This window comes from Psychrilyobacter piezotolerans (assembly GCF_003391055.1).
Lineage (GTDB): Bacteria > Fusobacteriota > Fusobacteriia > Fusobacteriales > Fusobacteriaceae > Psychrilyobacter > Psychrilyobacter piezotolerans.
Genome location: NZ_QUAJ01000039.1, coordinates 1 through 20290 on the forward strand (window position 1 = coordinate 1; position 20290 = coordinate 20290).

Here is a 20290-nt window from a genome sequence, read left to right on the forward strand (position 1 = left end):
CTGTGTTTATAGTGATTCCTCTTTCTCTTTCTTCTGGTGCTTGGTCGATGTTAGCGAAATCTACTGCTTTAGCTAATCCTAAATCAGATAATACTTTTGAGATTGCTGCTGTTGTTGTTGTCTTTCCGTGGTCTACGTGACCTATTGTTCCGATATTTACATGTGGTTTACTTCTGTCAAATTGCTCTTTTGCCATTGTTAAAGCCTCCTAAAAATTTAATTTATTTATTTGAATTACCCTGAAACGTCTGGAAATTCCAGACGTTCAGCTGTTATAGTCATTAATAGTAATATTAATTCAAGTTCATCACTCTATTTTATAGAAAAAGAAATATTAGTTTCTCTCTTCCATGATTGTCTTTTGGATAGATGCAGGAACTGGTAAGTATTTCTTGAATTCCATTGCATAGTTTGCTCTTCCTTGAGATTTAGATCTTAAGTCAGTTGAGTAACCAAACATTTCTGATAAAGGAACTTCAGCTTCAATGATTCTAGCTCCAGCTCTTTCAGTCATTCCAAGAACGACTCCTCTTCTTGAAGAAACATCTCCAATTAAGTCTCCCATATACTCTTCAGGAGTAGTGATCTCTACTTTGAATACAGGTTCAAGTATAACTGGGTTACACTCTCTTGCTGCTTTCTTCATAGCCATTGATCCTGCAATTTTAAATGCCATCTCGTTCGAGTCAACATCATGGTAAGATCCATCATATAATACAACCTTAACATCTTCCATTGCGTATCCAGCGATAACTCCGCCTTCAAGTGCTTCTTTACAACCTTTTTCAACTGCAGGAATATATTCTCTAGGAATTGCTCCACCAGCAACTTTATTTTCAAACATGAATCCTTCACCTGGATTAGGATATACTCTGATCTTAACGTGTCCGTATTGTCCTCTTCCACCTGATTGCTTAGCATATTTCATGTCAGTATCAGTTTCAGTTGTGATAGTTTCTCTGTAAGCAACTTGTGGTTTACCTACGTTTGATTCTACCTTAAATTCTCTCTTCATTCTATCAACTAGGATATCTAAGTGAAGTTCACCCATTCCAGAGATGATAGTTTGTCCAGTTTCTTCGTCTGTTTTAACTTGGAAAGTAGGATCTTCTTCAGCAAGTTTGCTTAAAGCGATACCCATTTTCTCTTGGTCAGCCTTTGTTTTAGGCTCAACAGCTACTGAGATAACTGGCTCAGGGAATTCCATTCTTTCTAAGATGATAGGGTTAGCCATATCACATAGAGTGTCACCAGTTGTAGTGTCTTTAAGACCTACTGCTGCTGCGATATCTCCACAGTATACTACTTCTATCTCTTCTCTTTTGTTTGCATGCATTTGTAGGATTCTTCCTACTCTTTCTTTCTTACCTTTTACAGAGTTTAATACATATGAACCTTTTGCTAAAGTTCCAGAGTATACTCTGAAGAAAGATAATCTTCCAACGAATGGGTCAGTCATTATTTTAAATGCTAACGCAGCAAACGGCTGGTCATCTCCAGGAACTCTTTCCATTGCAATACTTTCATCTTTAACGTCAGTACCTGCAATTGCACCGATATCTATTGGTGAAGGCATGATGTCAACGATTAAGTCTAATAATGGTTGAACTCCTTTATTTTTAAATGCAGTACCACACGTTACAGGAACGATTTGGTTTGCAATAGTAGCTGTTCTTAATCCAGAGATTAATTCTTCAGGAGTAATTTCTTCTCCACCAAAGAATTTTTCCATTAAGATGTCATCTGTCTCAACGATAGATTCGATCATGAATTCTCTTGCAGCTTGAGCTTCTTCTAATAAAGATTCTCTGATGTCAACAATTTCCATGTCTTGACCGTCTGCAGTGTCTAAAGGCCACTTCATTTCTTTCATTGTGATTAAGTTAATGATTCCTTCGAAGTTCTCTTCTGCACCAATTGGTAATTGTACAGGAACTGGGTTAGATCCTAACTTTTCTTTGATGTCGTTTACACACATCTTGAAGTCTGCACCTGTTCTGTCCATCTTGTTAAAGAAAGCCATTCTAGGTACGTTGTACTTGTCAGCTTGTCTCCAAACTGTTTCAGATTGTGGTTGTACTCCATCAACTGCAGAGAAAACTGCAACTGTTCCATCTAATACTCTTAATGATCTTTCTACTTCTACAGTAAAGTCCACATGTCCAGGTGTATCGATGATGTTTATTCTATGATTTCTCCAGAAACAAGTTGTTGCTGCTGAAGTGATTGTGATTCCTCTTTCTTGCTCTTGCTCCATCCAGTCCATAGTAGCTGCACCGTCATGTACCTCTCCAATTTGATGAGTTACACCAGTGTAAAGTAAGATTCTCTCCGTTGTAGTTGTCTTACCAGCATCGATATGAGCCATGATTCCTATATTTCTAGTTTGATCTAAAGAAATTTCTCTAGCCATTATGGTTTTCCTCCTCGAACTTTATATATATATACATGAAAAACTAAGTTAAAATCAACTTAGTTCTTACCACTTGTAGTGTGCGAAAGCTCTGTTTGCTTCTGCCATCTTATAAGTGTCTTCTTTTTTCTTGATAGTTGCACCTTCGTTGTTAGACGCTGCGATTAATTCGTTAGCTAATCTTTCAACCATTGTGTACTCTTTTCTATTTCTAGTATAAGTAGTTAACCATCTTAAAGCTAAGGCTTGTTGTCTAACTGTTCTAACTTCTACTGGTACTTGATAAGTAGCTCCACCAATTCTTCTTGATTTAACTTCTAATTGAGGTTTGATGTTCTCGATAGCTTTCTTGAAAGTTTCGTATCCCTCTTCACCTGATTTTTCCTTTATTAAATCCATAGCTCCATAAAAAATAGACTCTGCTAAAGATTTCTTTCCATCTAACATGATAGAATTTATAAATTTAGTTACAACTTTATCTCCATATCTTGAATCAGCTAAAACGTCTCTTTTAACTGCTGCTCTTCTTCTTGACATATTTTTTGCACCTCCTAATAGTTTAAATTATTATCCTTTTTTTACTCCGTACTTAGATCTTGATTGCTTTCTATCTGCTACTCCTGCAGTATCTAAAGCTCCTCTGATTACTTTATATCTTACACCTGGTAAGTCTTTAGTTCTTCCACCTTTTAAAAGAACAATTGAATGCTCTTGTAAGTTATGTCCGATTCCTGGAATATAAGCAGTAACTTCGATTCCGTTAGTTAATCTTACTCTGGCAACCTTTCTTAAAGCTGAGTTTGGTTTCTTTGGTGTAGAAGTATAAACTCTTACACAAACTCCTCTTTTTTGTGGGTTTCCTTTTAATGCTGGTGACGTTTTAGATGTTTCTAACGTCTTTCTTCCTTTTCTTATTAATTGGTTAATAGTAGGCATCTTTACCCTCCTTTTCTTTTTTTTCTCATCATCTAAATAATTTGAAAATTAATTTTATTTCACAACTAAAGTAGTATATCAGAGTTTTAAAACTACGTCAATACTTTTTTTGATATAATTCCAATAAAAACAAGGCTAGATTTACGAACCACCAGGCAGTGTGGTCTTTATAAAATAAGGGCCGGGATATTTATCCCAGCCCTTAAAAAATATTATTTTATTTTTTAATCATTTTTCTAAAGTTAGAATCCCCAGCTGAGAAAGATAGTCATCTTATTCAGAGCTAAAAGGGTTCCCATTATAATGAGGATTACTCCGCTGACCTTATCTGAAAACAAAAAGTTCTTCTTTATAAAATCCAATTTATTACTTCTATCCATAAATATTGCAAAAATCATAAAGGGCAGTCCCAGCCCAAAAGTATAGATCCAGATATACAGCATTCCCATCCATACGGTATCGGCACCTGCCAGATATGACATTACCATAAATAGAACAGGACCCATACAGGGTGTCCATCCAAATCCGAAGGCAAACCCAAAGAGATAGGATGTTCCTATATTTCTCCGGACAAAACTAAAATTCATTCTCTTTTCAGAGTACAGCTTAGTTATCTTAAAAATTCCTACCATATGCAGACCCATCACCACAATAATTCCGCCGAAAATCATATTCAATATATTGTTCCCGATAAGCTTACTGGCAAGATTAGTAAAATTAAAGAGTACTATCTGTAAGGCTGAAAAAGCTGTCCCAAAACCCAGTATAAAGAAAGTGGTATGGAGGATAACTTTAAATTTTTGTTTCCCATCCTGCTCTTTTCCTAATACTATCCCGCTTATATAGGAAAGGTAGCTGGGTACCAGGGGTATTATACAGGGTGCTAAAAAAGTTCCCATCCCGGCAAGAAAAACTATCAATATATTTATCTCCATATCCAACTCCTTTATACATTTGCTATATTTTTTTAATTTTGACGCAGAGATACACTGAGAAAAAAGAAAGTTGCACAGAGAAAACCTCTGCGAAACTCTAATTTAAATCTCAGTGTATCTCTGTGACCATTTTTTCTTCATCGATGAAGTTTGATGATACATTTAAAAATTAAGTTTTCAGTACACGTTTTTCTACGATTATAAAAATCAAGTATAGTTAAAACTTGATTTCGAATGTCGATTTTAATATTCGTGGGATCCACTTAAAAAGGAGAGTATTTACCTTAATTCCTCCAAGTCCTCTGCTTTTAATTGACCCCAATCTAAGGCTCCATGGATCCTTTCCAAAATTATCCCATTTTCATCTATTATATAGGTAGTAGGTACCACTCTTATTAATATTTTTCTCGATAAAATTTGTCCCACATCAAAATAATGGGGGAAATCCATGGGATTATCTGTAAAAAAATTATCCACCGATTCCCCGTCGTTATCCACCATTATAGATACCACGTTCACTCTATCTCTATTTTCATTATAAAATTTATTTAACAGGGGTTTTTCCACCTTGCAGGGAGGACACCAGCTGGCACCAAAATTATATATAGTAATCTTGTTTAGATATTTTTCCGAAGTCCCCTCTAACTCCCCCTTTGTATTATATAGGTTGAGAACAGGAAACTTATCTCCTCTTTCCAACCCTTCTTTTGCACCAAAAGATAAAACACCGACCAATAACAACAGTATAAATATTAATTTTTTCATACATTCCCCCTTTTTGTCACAAATTACACAGATTGTCACCAAATGAATTTAAAATATCTGACACATATTTCGTAGCTATTCAAATTTTTTTGAACACAGAGATTCACCGAGCTTTTAAATAGAGTTTCACAGAGAAAATCTGCGATAATTTGCATAATCCACTAAAAAAATCTTCTGACCTTAATTATTAATTGTACATTATACATTTTTAATTATTTTTTCGTGTCATTGGCGGTAAAAAAAATCTTAAACTTCTTTTAATTCCTCTAACTCCTCATTGATCTCTTCCCACTCATCCATCTTTATCATGATTTTTTCATCCATCTGATCCAATTCTATCTGGAGATCCATCAACTTATCTATCTCATTTTTTATTCCGGCTTCATTATGTAATTCCTCTATTCCAGCCTTCTTTTCCTCTAATTTTTCAATTTCTTTTTCGACCACTACAAATTTTCTTTCTAAATTAGATGTTCTGTTTTTCCTTCTTTTTTGCTCCTCATAATCTGTATTGACTTCTTTTTCCCTTTTAGGCTCAGTGGATTTTTTCATATATTCTTCATAGTTCCCGTCAAATACATTGCTCCCTGTAGGAGTTATCTCGTATATCTTATTTACCACACTTTCCAAGAAATGTCTGTCATGGGATACAACTATCAGAGTACCATCGTAGTCTTCCAATGATTCTTCCAATACTTCCCTTGCATAGATATCCAAATGGTTTGTAGGTTCGTCCATTATCAGAAAGTTAGGCTTGTCCAAGATCAATTTCATCAGCGCTATTCTGGATTTTTCCCCTCCACTGAGGTCGTCTATACTCTTAAATATCTCATCTTCGGAGAATAAAAAACCACCTGCAAGGGTTCTTGCCTCCTCCTCCGACAACGGATAGTTATACATAAGCTCTTCCAAAATATTTTGCTTTCCCTCTAAACCTGTGTGATTTTGGTCATAGTACCCGATATCTAATTTCTCTCCTAATTCCACTTTTCCAGAACTTTGTTTTTCCAGATCATTTATTATCCTCAGTATAGTAGATTTCCCTACCCCATTTGGCCCCATTATACCGATCTTGTCTCCACGATATATATCCAGGTTTATATTTCTAAAGATCTCTTTTTCCCCAAAAGCCTTGGACAAATTAGTAATTTTTACCACCTTATCGGTAGTGACCCTGTCTATTTCAAACTTTAATTTCATCTTTCTCATCTTTACAATAGGATCTCCCATCTTCTCCATACGATTTAGGAGCTTTCTCCTGCCCAGTGCCTGTTTAGTTTTTATTCCACCCATATATTTGGTAATATAATCTTCCATTTTTTTTATCTTATCCTGTTCTTTTTCAAATCTTTTTACAGCTCCCGTCAGGTAGGCTTCTTTTTGAATTGTATATTCGGTAAAGTTTCCCTTATATAAATTTATAGTTTTATTCTCAATTTCAAATACCCTGTTGATTACATTATCCAAAAAATATCTGTCATGAGATATCAGGATAAAAGCTTTATTGTAAGAATTTAAGTATCTCTCCAGCCATTCAATTGCATTTAAATCCAAATGGTTTGTAGGCTCGTCTAATATCAATAATTCCGGTTCATCTAATAATATTTTTCCCAAAGCTACCCTGGACTGCTGCCCCCCGCTGAGATCATCGACTTTTTGCTTCCATAGATGCTCGGGAAAATTCAGACCATTTAAAATCTGTTTCACCTTATATTCCACTACATACCCGTCTTCCTGCTCATATCTGGTATTTAGTTTTGCCAGTTCCTCCATAATGCTGTCAAAATTTTCCATATCCACAGCTAATCTCTCATTTAATATTTGAATTTTTTTATAATCCTCTTTCAGATGGGAATACACACTCATCAATTCATCAAATACCGTATTTTCTAAATTCAAATCAAAGTTTTGAGACAGATAACCAATTCTTAAATTTCCTTTTTTCCCTATCTTTCCCCTCTGTTTTGTTTCAAAACTTTCATCATGGGTCTCCATCCCCATGAGGATCTTTATTAAAGTGGTTTTCCCTGCTCCATTAGCTCCTACCAATCCTATTTTATCCTTTTCATCTATCGCAAAGTTTATCTGTTTTAATAAAGTTTCCCCTGTAAATTGTTTCCATAAATCCGTAACACTAAGTATCATAATTATCCTTCACCTTACCTTCTTTGAGTATTTATATTTTTCTTCCATTATATCATATAAAATTTAGGTTTCTATTATTTTTACACCTATGTTATAATTTCTTTATAAACTAAATAAAGAATGGGAGAAAATTATGAATATAAGAGATTTTATTAATAGAGAGATTACATATGAAGAAGCTATGAAACTTACTAATATCAGCGGGAGCAAGATGATGGAACTATTTTCTGTAGCCAATGAAATAAGGGAAAAATATTGCGGAAATAAGATCCACACCTGCACTATCTCCAATGCAAAATCAGGAAGATGTGAAGAAGACTGTAAATTTTGTGCTCAGTCAGCCCACTATAATACCAACATCACCAGTTATGAACTAAAAGATAAAGAGACCCTTTTAGATGAATATAGCAGAGCCGAAGAATTGGGCAGTTCCAAATTTGGATTAGTCACCTCTGGCAGAAGTATCAATAAGGGAACCAATGAATATAATGATATAAAAGATTTTTTAAAAACAGCCAAAGCTTCTGATAAGGATGTAGAGCTGTGCTGTTCAATCGGGTTGTTATCCAAAGAAGAATTGATGGAATTAAAAGAAGCCGGGATCACCAGATTCCACAGTAATTTACAGACATCTATTAATTCATATAATAAAATAGTAGCTACAACCCACGGGATAGAAAACCGATTAAAAACTATAAAATCTGCTAAAGAAATAGGGTTAGATGTATGCAGCGGCGGAATAATCGGGATGGGAGAATCTTGGGAAGACAGAATCGATATGGCATATACCCTGAAAGAATTAGGAGTAGACGGAATTCCTGTCAATATCCTTAACCCTATTGCCGGTACTCCTCATGGAGACCGTGAACACCTGGCTATGGATGAAATCTTAAAAACTATCGCTATCTACAGAATAATTTTTAGAGATAAAGTAATAAAAATAGGTGCAGGAAGGGAAGGTATTTTAAAGGACTTTATGGGAATGGCATTTATGTCCGGTGCTAACGGAATGTTGGTAGGAGGATATCTTACTGTAAGAGGCAGAAGTGCCCAGGAAGATTTTAAGTTAATTGAAAATATCAAGAAGATGTGGAAATAAATTAAAAGGCTGGAAATCGTATTTACGATTTCCAGCCTTTTTTTATTTCATTCTTGTTTCACTCTGGTTTCTCCCTATTAGGTCCACTTAGGTCCGTATTTTAGGTCCACATTTAAAATTAAATTTTCTTTCACTTATTTTTTATGTTCGTGGAACCAAAGGGAGAAAAAATATAGTCTGTTGTACCAAAAATACGTGCAACTGAACTAAAACAAACCAAAATGTAAACATTTTTTACGTTTTTATTCACTTTTCTTTACATTTTTACAAAATTATAGTAAAATTACAACAGGGTATTAAACTTTTTTAATATCTATTAGCGTTTTATTATTTTTTTAGGAGGAAATGATATGAGAAAAGCATTATTAGGATTAACTTTATTGACAACTGGTCTGGTTGCCAATGCAGAGCATTATTCTCAAGACATAAATAAGAATGATGACTTATTTTTCAACTTTAAGATTATGCATGGGGAAGATCAAAAAAATCCATTTGGACAACAGGATGACACTTATTTAGAGTTAGAATTTGGTGGAAGAAAAGGAATCTTGGACCTGTATGGTTATGTGGATTTAAAAAACTTTGCTGGTTCTACAGATGATGACTCTTATGGCGGAGACAACTTTTTTGCAGAGATCAAACCTAGATTCTCAATCGACGGGATGACTGGAAAAGACCTGTCTATCGGGCCGTTCAAAGAATGGTATATCTCTACCTGGATCAAGGCAGGAGATAGCGGTGCATTCGGTGGATTATGGCATAACGGTATTGGTCTGGGGACCGATGTGGAAGTACCTTGGTTCGGAACTACCGGGTTAAGTTTATTATCTACATATAAAAGAGAAGATTTTGGTTCAAGTGCAGAAGGTCACTGGGACGGGTATTCATTACAATGGAACTGGTTTAAACCATTACACTTCTTTGAAAACGGATCATTTGTATCTTACCAGGGATATGTTACATATGACTTCGGTGCTGATAAAATTGCTGAAGATGCAGGAAGAACTAAGGATTCATTACAATGGTACAATGGTATCTACTGGCATAACTCTGACTGGGCAATCGGTTACGGGTTAAAAGTATTCAACAACATGGCTAACTTTGACGATGGTTCAAGTGCAACTGGTGTAAAACAAGAGACTAGCGGAGTAGGACACTACTTCGATATCGGATATAAGTTTTAAAGATTACTAAATAATCTATATAGATACAGTAAAAGGGTGATTCATAGAATCACCCTTTTTTAATTTTATCTGATTACCTGAATATCATATCCATTATCTTTACTCGGATTAGATGGGTCATATGTTTGATCTTAGATGTTATTCCCTTCCTGTCTCCTCCAACTTCAACGACCTTATCTTTAATAGGTTCGGTGGGTTTTGCCTCTCTCAATAACTTAAAATCTTCTACATCTACCTTATACAAATTCCCCTGTTCTGTAGTCAGTATCAAGTTTTTTTCATCCTTTGTAAAGGCCACCGCCTCATATTGATTTACCTTGGAATCCCATTTTAATGGATGGTAGTACACTTTCCCATCAAAGAAATTAGTGTTTTTTTTCTCCCTTTTGAACAGATAGATCCCTTTATAGGTGTTGAAAACCATGGTCATCTCATCCCTTGAAATATCAGCACCTGTAGCTGCATCCATATAGTTCGCCATTCTAGATCCTTTTAAAAATTTAAATTCGCCTATATAGACTGCTGTATTAACACTTCCTGTATGGATATTTTTATCCATGAGACGGTAGATCCTAGTTTTTCCATATTCTTTATTTAGGATATAGATACTCTTATCTGCATAAAATACAGCTTCATTGTTTAGCTCTTCCCCACCCGGGAATCTAAATATTATCTTATCTATGTCATTTTTTTCCACTTTTTTCTGGTCTAACTCAGGTTCTTTAAACCTGTATAAAACATAATTTTTCCGAACAAGATTATCCCCAGTATCTGCCACTATTAAGTTCCCGCTTTTATCCCTGGCAATATCACCCCAATCCAGATTGGCTGCCCCATCTAAAAATACTTCGTGATGCTCCCCTGCTCCGTCACTGTCAAATCTAAATCCATGGATACTGGTTCTGGGAGTTTCATTATAATCCACTGAATCTCCGTGGGTCCAATAATAATCTTTTTTGTCCTCCGATAAAATTATCCCTGAGGACTCCTCTATCCCCATTTCCAATATATTGGCCGCAGATTCAGGTCCATTTTCCCTGTTATATAAGACCTCTCTTCTTGCTTGTATATATTGATACATTGCAAATACTAATACTATCCCAAGAAATATTAAAATTGTTTTTCTGAATATGTGTTTATTCTTTTTTCTTAACATCTTAACCTCCCTTCAGCAATAATTTTATTCATTTTTATTCATTATAACTTAAATAATAGACTTGTGCAAAAGTTGTTTAATAAAAAAATTAAGTAATAAAAAAGCGACAAGACCGAGACCTTATCGCTTAATTTCAATCAATTATAAAACTTCAATGTTTGAAGCTTGAGGACCTTTTGCACCTTCAGTTACGTCGAAAGTTACTTCTTCCCCTTCTTTTAAAGTTTTGAATCCTTCTTTGTTGATTTGAGAGAAATGTGCGAAATAATCGTTTCCATCCTCACCTTGAATAAATCCAAATCCTTTTTCTTCGTTGAACCATTTAACTGTACCTTTTAACATGTGTTGTACCTCCGTGTATTTTTTTCAGATAGAATCCTAGAATCCCATTAAATACAAACACACTTTGGTGGTATTAATGAAAGTTCTGCTTTGAGACATCTGTTTCTTCAATCAAGTATATTCTATTTATAACCTTTTGTCAACATTATCTACACCAATATTTTCTTATGTTTTTAAATTTTTTTTTAGAAATCACCTTATTTTTTTCGTATAAATTAGGTGCTCAATTCCATTATAATTTTTCTTCTCACTGAATAAAAAACCAAAATTAAGAAACATTTTTTTAGAGATATCATTCTCCTCCAAAATATAAGCTAAAATTAATTTCACATGATCTTTTTCAAATTTCAACTCCTCGATAGATTTCTCTATAAAGATTTTTCCCAGCCCTTTACCTCTATTTTCTTTATCTAAATATATACTGATTATAGATATCTCTCCATCTATCTCATATCTTATCTGACCTACGACCTTACCCTTTAGGTCTTTTACTACATAGATTAGATAATAGGGTGACTTCAGCCAAAATTCATACCACTTCTTATGCTTTTCCCACTCTGATTTCTCTGAATTAGGAGAATATTTTTTTACAAATTCCCTGTGGAGCAGATTATATATTCCGACAATATCGTCTTTTGTTGCTTTACTGATTATATAATTTACTTCCAAATGTCTATCCTCCAAAATTTAGTTTTTCTTATCCTGCTTACAGATGATTATACCATATTTTTTTTAGGAATATAATTTTTAAAATATTTCATAAAACAATTAGAAAGTGTTAAACTAACTATAAAACCATAACTATTAAATCTAAATGTGAGGTAAATTTATGAAAATTGGAGAATTTTCGAAAAAATATGACTTAAGTCCCGACACTATAAGATATTATATCCAGCTCGGACTTATCTTCCCTAAAAAAATTGGAAAACAAAATATTTTTTCTCTAGAAAACGAGATCGAATTAAAAAATCAAATTCAAAATCTCCTCATTCTATACACATAAAAAAAGGGGTTCCCATAGAGGGCATAGATCTTTTAGAATGTCCAAAATGTAATAGTAAATTTAATCTTTCTGCAACCCTCATTGAAAACTCTGAAATTTTAGAGGGTCTTTTTTCTTGTGATTGTGGTAAAATTCAAAATGAGCACGTTGGACTTCATTTAACTTCTGAAATATTGGGTAAAAAATATCCAAGGCTTAACCCAATAAAACTTAAAAATGATTTTATTCAACAGGGTTATAAAATAGAGTTTGAATTTTTAGGAGATGAAGATTTAGATGGTGGAGTTTTAAATTCTGCCATCATCGAAGTGAACAGAGTTAGAAATTTAGTTCTTTATGGAAAAAAGTGAAGTTAACTCCACTTTTTTCTTTTTTTTTATATTTTTTTATTAATTTAGACTATTGCAATGGAGTTTACTCTAGAAAGTATACTATATTTATAAAAGTATCTTAGGAGGAAGTTATGAAAAATAAAAACAGTGAAATTTTTAATTGGTATCTCTATTTCTTTTGTCAGCTGGTATCTAATTTAGGAACCATTATGCAAATGAGTGTTATCCCCCTCTTAATCTGGGATAAAACTAAATCTGGTGCTGCTATGGGTGTTATCACAGGAAGTTTATCCTTGCTTTACATCTTTATCTCATTTTTTTCTGGACTTTTAGCAGATAAATATCATAGAAAAAATATTTTAATAACCACTGATCTATTAAACGGAGTCATTATTATATTTTATTTAATTTTTGTTCCTGTCTTTTCTCTAAAAAGTTTAATTATCCTTATGGCAGTTCAAACTATTATTACAGCATTTTTTAACTCGGCAAATTCTGCTATGTTTTCTCAAATAGCCCCAAAAGATTCAATTGAAAAAGCTAACTCCTTGTTTACAACTGGCAGAAACTCTATTGCCATAATTGCTCCTGTCTTAGGGATCTATATTTATACAAAATATAGTTTTAATACTCTAATATTTATTAATATGTTATCCTTTCTCATTTCTGGTTTTTTAGAAATATTTTTAAAGGTAACAACTGTTAAAAACACACTCAAAGAAAAACAAAAAGGCTATAAGGAAGTTTTTGATTTTTTTAAAGTACACGATGTTATAAAAGACATAACTATTTTAAGTATCTTATTAAATCTCATCGTTGCTCCCCTTCTTGGAATTACACTTATATTCCTTATTAAAGATGGTGTAAAGATGCCAGATGCATATATAGGTTATCTCCAAAGTCTCATTCCTATAGGATTAATTCTCGGCAGTACATTTGTTTACAAATTTGGAGAAAGTCTTAATCTGCGAAAAAAATATTTAGATTTAATATTCTTTCAGTCAACTTTAATTTTAACATTTTATCTTTTTTTAGGATCCCTCTATCATTCCCATAGATTGATAGGAATTACATTCTTTGTCGGAATTATTATTTTTATATTTATTATCAACTCCACTATACTTATTCCTAATACATCTCTACTCCATTTGGTCGTTGATAACAAAATCAAAGGAAGGTATTTCACCCTTGTTTCTAGTTTAAAGATGGGATTAGTCCCTCTTATGGTTGCTATCATTGGATTTCTTCTAGATAAGATAGATATAAAACTCATTGCAATTACATTGGTTTCAATCTCTTTTATAGCACAATATTATTTTGTTAAATCAAAAAAATTAAAATTAAGATATTATCAATATCTTGAAATTTATAATTCTTCTAAATAAATAAAAAGTTAGGAAAATTTATATTTTCCTAACTTTTTTCTTCTAATTATTTAATTATCATCAATTCCTTAGTCGTATTATTCAAGATCTCATACCCGTCTTTTTTTACCACTACATCATCTTCTATCCTTACTCCTCCAAATCCGTCTATATAGATTCCAGGCTCAATAGTGATAACCATATTTTCTTCTAAGATAAAATCTTCAGCCTTTCCAGATACATTTGGCAGTTCATGAATTTCTAACCCTACCCCATGTCCCAATCCATGACCAAAATTTTCACCGTATCCCTTTGATGTTATGTGATCTCTGGCGATCTTATCCAATTCTCTGGTACTCACCCCTACCTTTACTGCATCTATTGCTTTTAACTGTGCTTCTAAAACTGTGTTATATATCTCCAGGTGTTTCTCGCTGGGCTGATCTCCAAAATAAACTGTTCTTGTCATATCCGAAGCATACCCATTATAAAAACATCCAAAATCAAATTTTACAAACCCATCCCTGTCTATTTTCTTCTCACTGGCTACCCCATGAGGCATAGCAGATCTGTAATTAGAAGCAATAATCGTATCAAATGACGGTCCCTCAGCTCCTAATTTTTTCATCTCATATTCCAGTTCGGTTTTTATATCATTTTCTACTGCCCCTTCTTTTATTAAAGGCAGTATCTTTGCAAAAGCTTTATCAGCTATGTCTGCAGCTTTTTTAATATTTTTAACCTCTGCCTCTGTTTTCACCATTCTAATTCTGGTAAAGCTATCACCTAACGATACAAATTCTAATCCTTTAAACTTTTCTACATAGTCATTATACTCAGCTAAACTTACATTTTGATCTTCTATCCCCAGCTTCTTTATATTCTCTTCCTTTAAGATTTCATTGATTTTATTTGTAGCCGGTCTTTCGATTACAACCACTTCAAATCCATTGGGAACTACTTCATCATTGGCCTGGGCTACATACCTGAAATCAACAAGAAAATATCTTCCTTTTTCAGTTGCAAGAGCTATCCCGGTTGTTCCTGTAAACCCTGTAAAATATCTCAAATTTACCAAATCCGTTATCAATATACCATCTAAACTTTTTTCTTCCATCAATTTTCTCAACTTCATCATTTTCCCCCTATTTATTTTGTTCTCGATAATAATATTACATCATTCTAGGATTTATAGCAATATGAAAAAAATAGGAGTCTGACAGCTTTCAGCCATCAAACTCCATTTTTTTTAATCTTCCCAGCTTTGCGATCTAGTTACAGCTTTTTTCCAACCTTTATACATCATTTCTTTTTTCTCTTCCTCTAACTCAGGTTCATACATTTTATCCAGACTCCATCTTTCCATTATCTCATCCTTGTCATTCCAGAATCCAACAGCAAGACCAGCAAGATAAGCTGCTCCCAGAGCTGTAGTTTCAGTTACCTCAGGTCTCAGTACCTCTGCTCCTAAGATATCTGATTGAAATTGCATCAAGAAGTTATTTGCAACTGCTCCTCCGTCAACTTTTAAACTAGATAATTGAATTCCTGAATCCTCCTGCATAGCTTCTATAAGATCTTTACTCTGGTATGCTATAGCTTCTAAAGTTGCTCTTATGATATGGTTTCTATTAGCTCCACGAGTAAGACCTACAATACATCCCCTTGCATACATATCCCAATATGGAGATCCCAGCCCTACAAATGCAGGCACTACATAGACACCATTACTGTCCTTTACTTTATTAGCGAAATACTCAGTATCTGCCGCGTCTTTAATAAGTCCCATCTCATCACGAAGCCACTGTACCGATGCTCCACCTACAAATACACTTCCTTCTAAAGCATATTCTACCTTTCCATCGATTCCAATGGCGATAGTAGTCAACAATCCATTTTTAGATTCTACCATCTCTGTTCCTGTATTCATAAGTAAGAAACATCCAGTACCATAGGTATTCTTTGCTTCTCCAGCTTTAAAACAAGCCTGTCCAAACAGTGCTGCCTGCTGATCTCCTGCTATCCCGGCAATAGGAATCCTAAATCCTCCCTTACCACCTAGGTTGGTCTCTCCATAGATCTCACTTGAGTTTTTTACCTCTGGCAGCATAGATTTTGGCACATCTAAAATTTCCAATAGTTTTTCATCCCACTTTAACTCTTTTATGTTAAATAACATAGTTCTAGATGCATTTGTATAGTCGGTCACATGAGCTTTTCCATTGGTTAACTTCCAAACTAACCAAGTGTCGATAGTTCCAAAAAGTAACTCTCCATTTTCCGCTTTTTCACGGGCTCCCTCTACATTATCTAAGATCCACTTTACCTTAGTCCCACTAAAGTAAGCATCCACTACTAATCCTGTATTTTTTCTTATGTAGTCCTCATGTCCATCCTCTTTTATCTCATCACAGATCGAGGCAGTTCTTCTGCACTGCCACACTATAGCATTATATATTGGTTTTCCCGTACTTTTTTCCCATACTACTGCTGTTTCCCTTTGGTTTGTGATTCCGATACTGGCCACTTCTTCAGGCTTAATTCCTGTTTTAGCCAAAACTTCTGTCAACATTGAACTTTGAGTAGCCCATATTTCCATCGGATCGTGCTCTACCCACCCTGCTTTAGGATATATTTGAGTAAATTCCCTTTGAGATGATCCCACAGTATTACCGTTTTTATCAAAAATAATCGCTCTTGAGCTTGTAGTTCCTTGGTCTAATGCTATAACATATTTCTTTGCCATCTTTTAAGCCTCCTATTTTTTAGTTATTAAATACTCCGATCTCTTCTTCACATTCTTCTTTATTTTCTAAATCACAAACTCCCTTTGGCAGATTCGTTGCGATCACTTTATCGTATACTAATCCCCCAACCTGCGCTCCTAATATTGGTCCTAATATCGGTACCCAGAAATATGGATTTGCTAACCCGCCTGTAAATGCTACCTTTCCCCAACCTGCCATAAATGCAAATAACTTTGGTCCAAAATCTCTGGCCGGGTTCATTGCAAATCCTGTAAGGGGTCCTATAGATGCTCCAATTACTGCAATTACTATACCAACTAAGATAGCCGACGTATGTCCTTTAGGAGCACCATTTTGGTCATCTCCCACTGCAAAAATTGTCATCATAAGTACTGCTGTTATTACCACTTCCACTACAAATGCTTGAAAATTGTCGATATGTGGATTCGGATATGTAGAAAAAATTCCTGCTGTAGATAAACTTTCTACACTTCCTCTGATTATTCCATGAGATTTGTCATAAGCCACAAATAACTGTCTATAAAGAAAGTAAACTAATCCTGCTGATGAAAAAGCTCCCAAAATCTGAGATACAATATACGGTAGTACCTTGGATTTCTCAAAACCTCTACGGGTCATCAATGCCAAAGTTACTGCTGGATTTAAATGTGCTCCTGAAACTCCGGCTGTCACATATATTGCCATGGTTACACCTAATCCCCAAACAATACTAATTTCCCATTGCCCCATGTCCACACCTGCTACTACCAGCGCTGCCACACAACCTACTCCAAAAAATATTAGAATTCCTGTTCCTAGAAATTCAGCTAAACATTCACCTATAATTCCCTTACTCTTCATCCATACCCCTCCTTTATTTATAATGATACGCTACCAAAACTTCGTCCAAAATTATAAATCTAATAAAAAAGAAGATTAAAAAACTTATCCCCTTAAAGGATAGCAATTAATCTTCTCTCGGTCTCTAAGATTTATATTTCTTTCTACTAAGAGAATACCTTTTTATTTTTATTTTGTCAAGCCTGTGTTTGATTTTTACACTTAAAGTTTGCTTATTAAACGTTTCACAAACTCCATATGTCTGATTTAGTTGTAGATATACCTATAGCCCCGGCTTTCAGTGCCAAGATAACATCCTCTTTATCCATTATTATCCCGCTGGCTATCAGAGGACATTTATAGTTATATAAAAATCTTTTTATTATTTTCGGCATAGCTCCCGGCAGGATCTCTACGATATCTGGTTTAGTTGCTCTGGCGTATTTTAAACTGTTTTTATATGAGATAGAATCCAAGATAAAAAATCTTTGTATCGTAAGTAATTTTCGTTTTTTAGCTTCCTTGATCAGGGCTGATTTAGTACTTATAATCCCATCTAATTTTGTTTTTTCATTCAAATAGTCAAGTGCATCTACTGTAGGAGACATCCCATCGATCAAATCTATATGTACAAAAACTATCTTACCTGTTTTTTTTATTTTTTCCACCATTGTCTCTATAGTTAATATAGTAGACTTCAAAAGAAATATTACCTCTATATCACTATTTAAGGCTTCCCTCAATGTTTTTTCATCCTTTACCGCTGCTATTATTGGATTTAACTCCAATTTTTCAATCAATCCCATCTCTTCCTCCTACATATTTTCCACTAAATTTGTAATCCATTTTTTTGAAACAACTCTCCTGACACTAAAAATAAATTTTATAACTTCCTCACTTCCAGCCAGTCCATAAACTATATAGATAGGCAGACCCAAGGTCAATCCCCCATATATCACAAGAGGTATTCCTACAAGCCAAAGTGCTGTTATGTCTAAGACCAAACAATATTTCACATCTCCTCCAGCCCTTAATATTCCTACTACTGTAGTTGCTGTAAAACTTTTAAACGGTGTCAGAACGGCTAATACATACATGGTTTTTACCACTAAGTCATAAACTTCCACCTCTAAATTATAAAAACTTAGTAAAGGTTTTACGATTATAACCATTATTACTCCCGTTACTATCCCTATATAAACCGATATCTTCCCCAATAGATATCCATACTTAATAGCTTCTTCCTCTTCTTTTTCTCCAATTTTATGTCCGATCATCACTGCAGCAGCACTGGCTATACCAAAGAACCCTGTAAATAATATCCTGGCAATACTGTCTACAATATTTATTACCGCTACAGACTCGGTACTCATCCTAGCATATACCATAGCATAACCAGTCATTCCCAGAGCCCAAAGCATCTCATTTGCTACAACTGGTGATGTGGTTAGGACAAATTTTTTCAGAAAATCCCTATCAATTTTCACCATTTCTTTTATTTTACAGGCCAATGGATATTTCTTTTTATAAACTAAACCGACTATTATTGTCATCTCTATAATTCTGGCAATCAGAGTAGCTATTGCAGCTCCCTCTATCCCTAATTCCGGAAAACCTAACTTTCCAAATATCAATATATAATTAAAAAATACATTAACTATCAAACTGATTACACTGGTATAAACACCCAACTTCAAGATCCCTACACTCCTAAGCTGGATTCCGTATACCATGGATATTGCCGTTATTATATACGACCAACTTACTATTTTCAAATATGAGGCTCCTAAGTTTATTACCTCTATATCCGGAGAATATATCTTTATTAAAAATTTGGGAGTAAACTGCCCTCCTGCAAAAAATATTGCACCCACAAAGATACTTCCTATAAGGGCTATTCCCAACACCTTATACAAACTTTTTTTATCTTTTTTTCCCCAAAATTGTGACATAAAAACTGCAGATCCACTATTTATTCCATATAATAATAGGGCCATCAAAAACATTATTTGATTAGCCAATCCCAAAGCAGCCAATTTAGTAGCACCTAACTTTCCAATCATAAATACATCTGCCATATTTACCGAGGAGGAGATCATACTTTGTATAGTTATGGGAACTGCTATAGTTACCAATTGTTTATAAAACTTTTTTTTACTTTTCATTTTTCTACCTTTCCCCTTTGTTTTATCCACCTTTCAAACTAATAAATTATAATTAAAATTTAGCTGTCATTTATTATATCATATAAAATATTATTACTTTTGTCTTTTTATTATCTTTATCATTTCCCTCTAAATATTCTTTCCTAAATTAAATATAATAAGAGTCATCAAAATTAATTGATGACTCCTCTTTTTGCTTTTTAATCGAAGTTTATAGTCGTTGAGCTTCAGCAGTACTGTTCCTACAATGACGATCGTGACTTACTAGCTAAGACAAGATGGTTTTAGCTTCGGTTTCTCTTTGACATCGTAATTTTCTTATAGCTATAAGAAAATTTCGTACTCGTCAATCGAGAAACCATAAAAAGGAAGAGTAAGGAAACCTTCTTGAACTTTATTTTTGATCATATACATAAAAAAGAGCCATCAACATTAGTCGATGACTCTTTTATTTTTTTTGAATTTCTTCAAAAAATAAAAAAGACTTGGCAAGTTCCTATCCTCCCAAGGGGCTGCCCCCTAAGTACTTTCGGCGTTTACGGACTTAACTTCTGGGTTCGGAATGTGACCAGGTGTACCCCCGTAGCTTTTCTTACCAAGCTTACTTTCTTATGAATGTTGTACATTCAAAACTATATAATAATGTTTTTTCTAAATCAACTTTCTAAAATCTTTTAAACTTTCTTCTCTTCTTAGGTTTCTCTTTGTTAAAGAGAAAACATACAAAGGAAGAGTTCTTAGGTTAAGTGTTCGTCATATTAGTATTGGTCAGCTAAAGACTTCACAGCCCTTACACCCCCAACCTATCAACCTCGTAGTCTCCAAGGTGACTTATCAATGATAGAATACTTATCTCTGAGTTGG

20 protein-coding genes and 2 rRNA genes are annotated in these 20290 nt (G+C 34.1%); 5 read left to right on the forward strand and 17 right to left on the reverse strand.

Translation table 11 applies throughout. The annotated features are described in order from the left end of the window. The 7 genes from DYH56_RS14265 to DYH56_RS14295 form a co-directional block, all read right to left on the reverse strand. A partial coding sequence (locus DYH56_RS14265) for a GTP-binding protein (RefSeq protein ID WP_233500051.1) occupies positions 1-196 on the reverse strand: 196 nt, incomplete at its 3' end. Between the two features lie 138 nt (positions 197-334). Beyond that, the gene (gene fusA / locus DYH56_RS14270) at positions 335-2413 is read right to left on the reverse strand and encodes an elongation factor G (protein ID WP_114643545.1); all 2079 of its coding nucleotides are present in this window, start codon (positions 2411-2413) and stop codon (positions 335-337) included. A gap of 66 nt (positions 2414-2479) precedes the next feature. After that, the gene (rpsG, locus tag DYH56_RS14275) at positions 2480-2950 is read right to left on the reverse strand and encodes a 30S ribosomal protein S7 (protein WP_114643546.1); all 471 of its coding nucleotides are present in this window, start codon (positions 2948-2950) and stop codon (positions 2480-2482) included. 30 nt (positions 2951-2980) lie between these two features. Then, the gene (rpsL, locus tag DYH56_RS14280) at positions 2981-3349 is read right to left on the reverse strand and encodes a 30S ribosomal protein S12 (RefSeq protein WP_114643547.1); all 369 of its coding nucleotides are present in this window, start codon (positions 3347-3349) and stop codon (positions 2981-2983) included. 242 nt (positions 3350-3591) lie between these two features. Further along, a complete protein-coding gene (locus DYH56_RS14285) occupies positions 3592-4284 on the reverse strand; it encodes a cytochrome c biogenesis CcdA family protein (protein WP_114643548.1) in 693 nt (230 codons plus the stop codon). 279 nt (positions 4285-4563) lie between these two features. After that, positions 4564-5049: a TlpA family protein disulfide reductase gene (locus DYH56_RS14290; protein ID WP_114643549.1), complete on the reverse strand. Its 486-nt coding sequence runs from the start codon at positions 5047-5049 to the stop codon at positions 4564-4566. 246 nt (positions 5050-5295) lie between these two features. Further along, complete coding sequence (locus DYH56_RS14295; protein ID WP_114643550.1) at positions 5296-7197, reverse strand: ABC-F family ATP-binding cassette domain-containing protein; 1902 nt, start codon at positions 7195-7197, stop codon at positions 5296-5298. A gap of 130 nt (positions 7198-7327) precedes the next feature. Here DYH56_RS14295 and bioB point away from each other — a divergent pair, with 130 nt between their 5' ends. Beyond that, the gene (gene bioB / locus DYH56_RS14300; RefSeq protein WP_114643551.1) at positions 7328-8293 is read left to right on the forward strand and encodes a biotin synthase BioB; all 966 of its coding nucleotides are present in this window, start codon (positions 7328-7330) and stop codon (positions 8291-8293) included. A 350-nt stretch (positions 8294-8643) separates the two neighbouring features. After that, positions 8644-9477, forward strand: a complete 834-nt coding sequence (locus DYH56_RS14305; RefSeq protein ID WP_114643552.1) for a nucleoside-specific channel-forming Tsx family protein — start codon at positions 8644-8646, stop codon at positions 9475-9477. 73 nt (positions 9478-9550) lie between these two features. On the opposite strand, the gene DYH56_RS14310 is transcribed toward DYH56_RS14305, so the two are convergent. The 3 genes from DYH56_RS14310 to DYH56_RS14320 all read right to left on the reverse strand — a co-directional run bounded on the left by DYH56_RS14310 (position 9551) and on the right by DYH56_RS14320 (position 11644). Further along, a complete protein-coding gene (locus DYH56_RS14310) occupies positions 9551-10633 on the reverse strand; it encodes an NHL repeat-containing protein (protein ID WP_114643553.1) in 1083 nt (360 codons plus the stop codon). A 141-nt stretch (positions 10634-10774) separates the two neighbouring features. Then, a complete protein-coding gene (locus DYH56_RS14315; protein WP_028855014.1) occupies positions 10775-10975 on the reverse strand; it encodes a cold-shock protein in 201 nt (66 codons plus the stop codon). Positions 10976-11167: 192 nt separating this feature from the next. Then, on the reverse strand, positions 11168-11644 hold the full coding sequence (locus DYH56_RS14320) for a GNAT family N-acetyltransferase (RefSeq protein WP_158539169.1): 477 nt from the start codon (positions 11642-11644) through the stop codon (positions 11168-11170). Positions 11645-11804: 160 nt separating this feature from the next. Here DYH56_RS14320 and DYH56_RS16495 point away from each other — a divergent pair, with 160 nt between their 5' ends. The 3 genes from DYH56_RS16495 to DYH56_RS14330 all read left to right on the forward strand — a co-directional run bounded on the left by DYH56_RS16495 (position 11805) and on the right by DYH56_RS14330 (position 13695). Beyond that, entirely contained in the window at positions 11805-11978 is a 174-nt protein-coding gene (locus DYH56_RS16495) for a MerR family DNA-binding transcriptional regulator (protein ID WP_114643555.1), read from the forward strand. 173 nt (positions 11979-12151) lie between these two features. Continuing rightward, complete coding sequence (locus DYH56_RS16045) at positions 12152-12328, forward strand: hypothetical protein (protein ID WP_158539170.1); 177 nt, start codon at positions 12152-12154, stop codon at positions 12326-12328. Between the two features lie 113 nt (positions 12329-12441). Further along, positions 12442-13695 carry an MFS transporter gene (locus DYH56_RS14330; RefSeq protein WP_114643556.1) on the forward strand — a complete coding sequence of 418 codons (1254 nt, stop codon included), beginning with the start codon at positions 12442-12444 and terminating at the stop codon, positions 13693-13695. A 46-nt stretch (positions 13696-13741) separates the two neighbouring features. On the opposite strand, the gene DYH56_RS14335 is transcribed toward DYH56_RS14330, so the two are convergent. From DYH56_RS14335 to DYH56_RS14365, 7 genes are all read right to left on the reverse strand, one after another. Beyond that, positions 13742-14809, reverse strand: coding sequence for a M24 family metallopeptidase (locus DYH56_RS14335; RefSeq protein WP_114643557.1), 1068 nt, complete (start codon positions 14807-14809; stop codon positions 13742-13744). Between the two features lie 114 nt (positions 14810-14923). Further along, positions 14924-16420: a glycerol kinase GlpK gene (gene glpK / locus DYH56_RS14340; RefSeq protein ID WP_114643558.1), complete on the reverse strand. Its 1497-nt coding sequence runs from the start codon at positions 16418-16420 to the stop codon at positions 14924-14926. Positions 16421-16439: 19 nt separating this feature from the next. After that, positions 16440-17282 (reverse strand): MIP/aquaporin family protein, encoded by an 843-nt coding sequence (locus DYH56_RS14345; RefSeq protein ID WP_114643559.1) that lies wholly within the window; start codon positions 17280-17282, stop codon positions 16440-16442. A gap of 224 nt (positions 17283-17506) precedes the next feature. Continuing rightward, positions 17507-18067: a glycerol-3-phosphate responsive antiterminator gene (locus tag DYH56_RS14350; protein ID WP_114643560.1), complete on the reverse strand. Its 561-nt coding sequence runs from the start codon at positions 18065-18067 to the stop codon at positions 17507-17509. A gap of 9 nt (positions 18068-18076) precedes the next feature. Then, positions 18077-19426, reverse strand: coding sequence for an MATE family efflux transporter (locus tag DYH56_RS14355; RefSeq protein WP_114643561.1), 1350 nt, complete (start codon positions 19424-19426; stop codon positions 18077-18079). Positions 19427-19909: 483 nt separating this feature from the next. Further along, positions 19910-20026: ribosomal RNA gene (gene rrf, locus DYH56_RS14360) — 5S ribosomal RNA — on the reverse strand. Between the two features lie 138 nt (positions 20027-20164). Then, positions 20165-20290: ribosomal RNA gene (locus tag DYH56_RS14365) — 23S ribosomal RNA — on the reverse strand; the annotation flags it as partial.

Bases quoted from the DNA above. Each gene is read 5' to 3' on its own strand.
- fusA (WP_114643545.1), bottom strand. From the start codon at position 2,413: ATGGCTAGAGAAATTTCTTTAGATCAAACTAGAAATATAGGAATCATG.
- rpsG (WP_114643546.1), bottom strand. From the start codon at position 2,950: ATGTCAAGAAGAAGAGCAGCAGTTAAAAGAGACGTTTTAGCTGATTCA.
- rpsL (WP_114643547.1), bottom strand. From the start codon at position 3,349: ATGCCTACTATTAACCAATTAATAAGAAAAGGAAGAAAGACGTTAGAA.
- DYH56_RS14285 (WP_114643548.1), bottom strand. From the start codon at position 4,284: ATGGAGATAAATATATTGATAGTTTTTCTTGCCGGGATGGGAACTTTT.
- DYH56_RS14290 (WP_114643549.1), bottom strand. From the start codon at position 5,049: ATGAAAAAATTAATATTTATACTGTTGTTATTGGTCGGTGTTTTATCT.
- bioB (WP_114643551.1), top strand. From the start codon at position 7,328: ATGAATATAAGAGATTTTATTAATAGAGAGATTACATATGAAGAAGCT.
- DYH56_RS14305 (WP_114643552.1), top strand. From the start codon at position 8,644: ATGAGAAAAGCATTATTAGGATTAACTTTATTGACAACTGGTCTGGTT.
- DYH56_RS14310 (WP_114643553.1), bottom strand. From the start codon at position 10,633: ATGTTAAGAAAAAAGAATAAACACATATTCAGAAAAACAATTTTAATA.
- DYH56_RS14315 (WP_028855014.1), bottom strand. From the start codon at position 10,975: ATGTTAAAAGGTACAGTTAAATGGTTCAACGAAGAAAAAGGATTTGGA.
- DYH56_RS16495 (WP_114643555.1), top strand. From the start codon at position 11,805: ATGAAAATTGGAGAATTTTCGAAAAAATATGACTTAAGTCCCGACACT.
- DYH56_RS14330 (WP_114643556.1), top strand. From the start codon at position 12,442: ATGAAAAATAAAAACAGTGAAATTTTTAATTGGTATCTCTATTTCTTT.
- DYH56_RS14335 (WP_114643557.1), bottom strand. From the start codon at position 14,809: ATGAAGTTGAGAAAATTGATGGAAGAAAAAAGTTTAGATGGTATATTG.
- glpK (WP_114643558.1), bottom strand. From the start codon at position 16,420: ATGGCAAAGAAATATGTTATAGCATTAGACCAAGGAACTACAAGCTCA.
- DYH56_RS14345 (WP_114643559.1), bottom strand. From the start codon at position 17,282: ATGAAGAGTAAGGGAATTATAGGTGAATGTTTAGCTGAATTTCTAGGA.
- DYH56_RS14350 (WP_114643560.1), bottom strand. From the start codon at position 18,067: ATGGGATTGATTGAAAAATTGGAGTTAAATCCAATAATAGCAGCGGTA.
- DYH56_RS14355 (WP_114643561.1), bottom strand. From the start codon at position 19,426: ATGAAAAGTAAAAAAAAGTTTTATAAACAATTGGTAACTATAGCAGTT.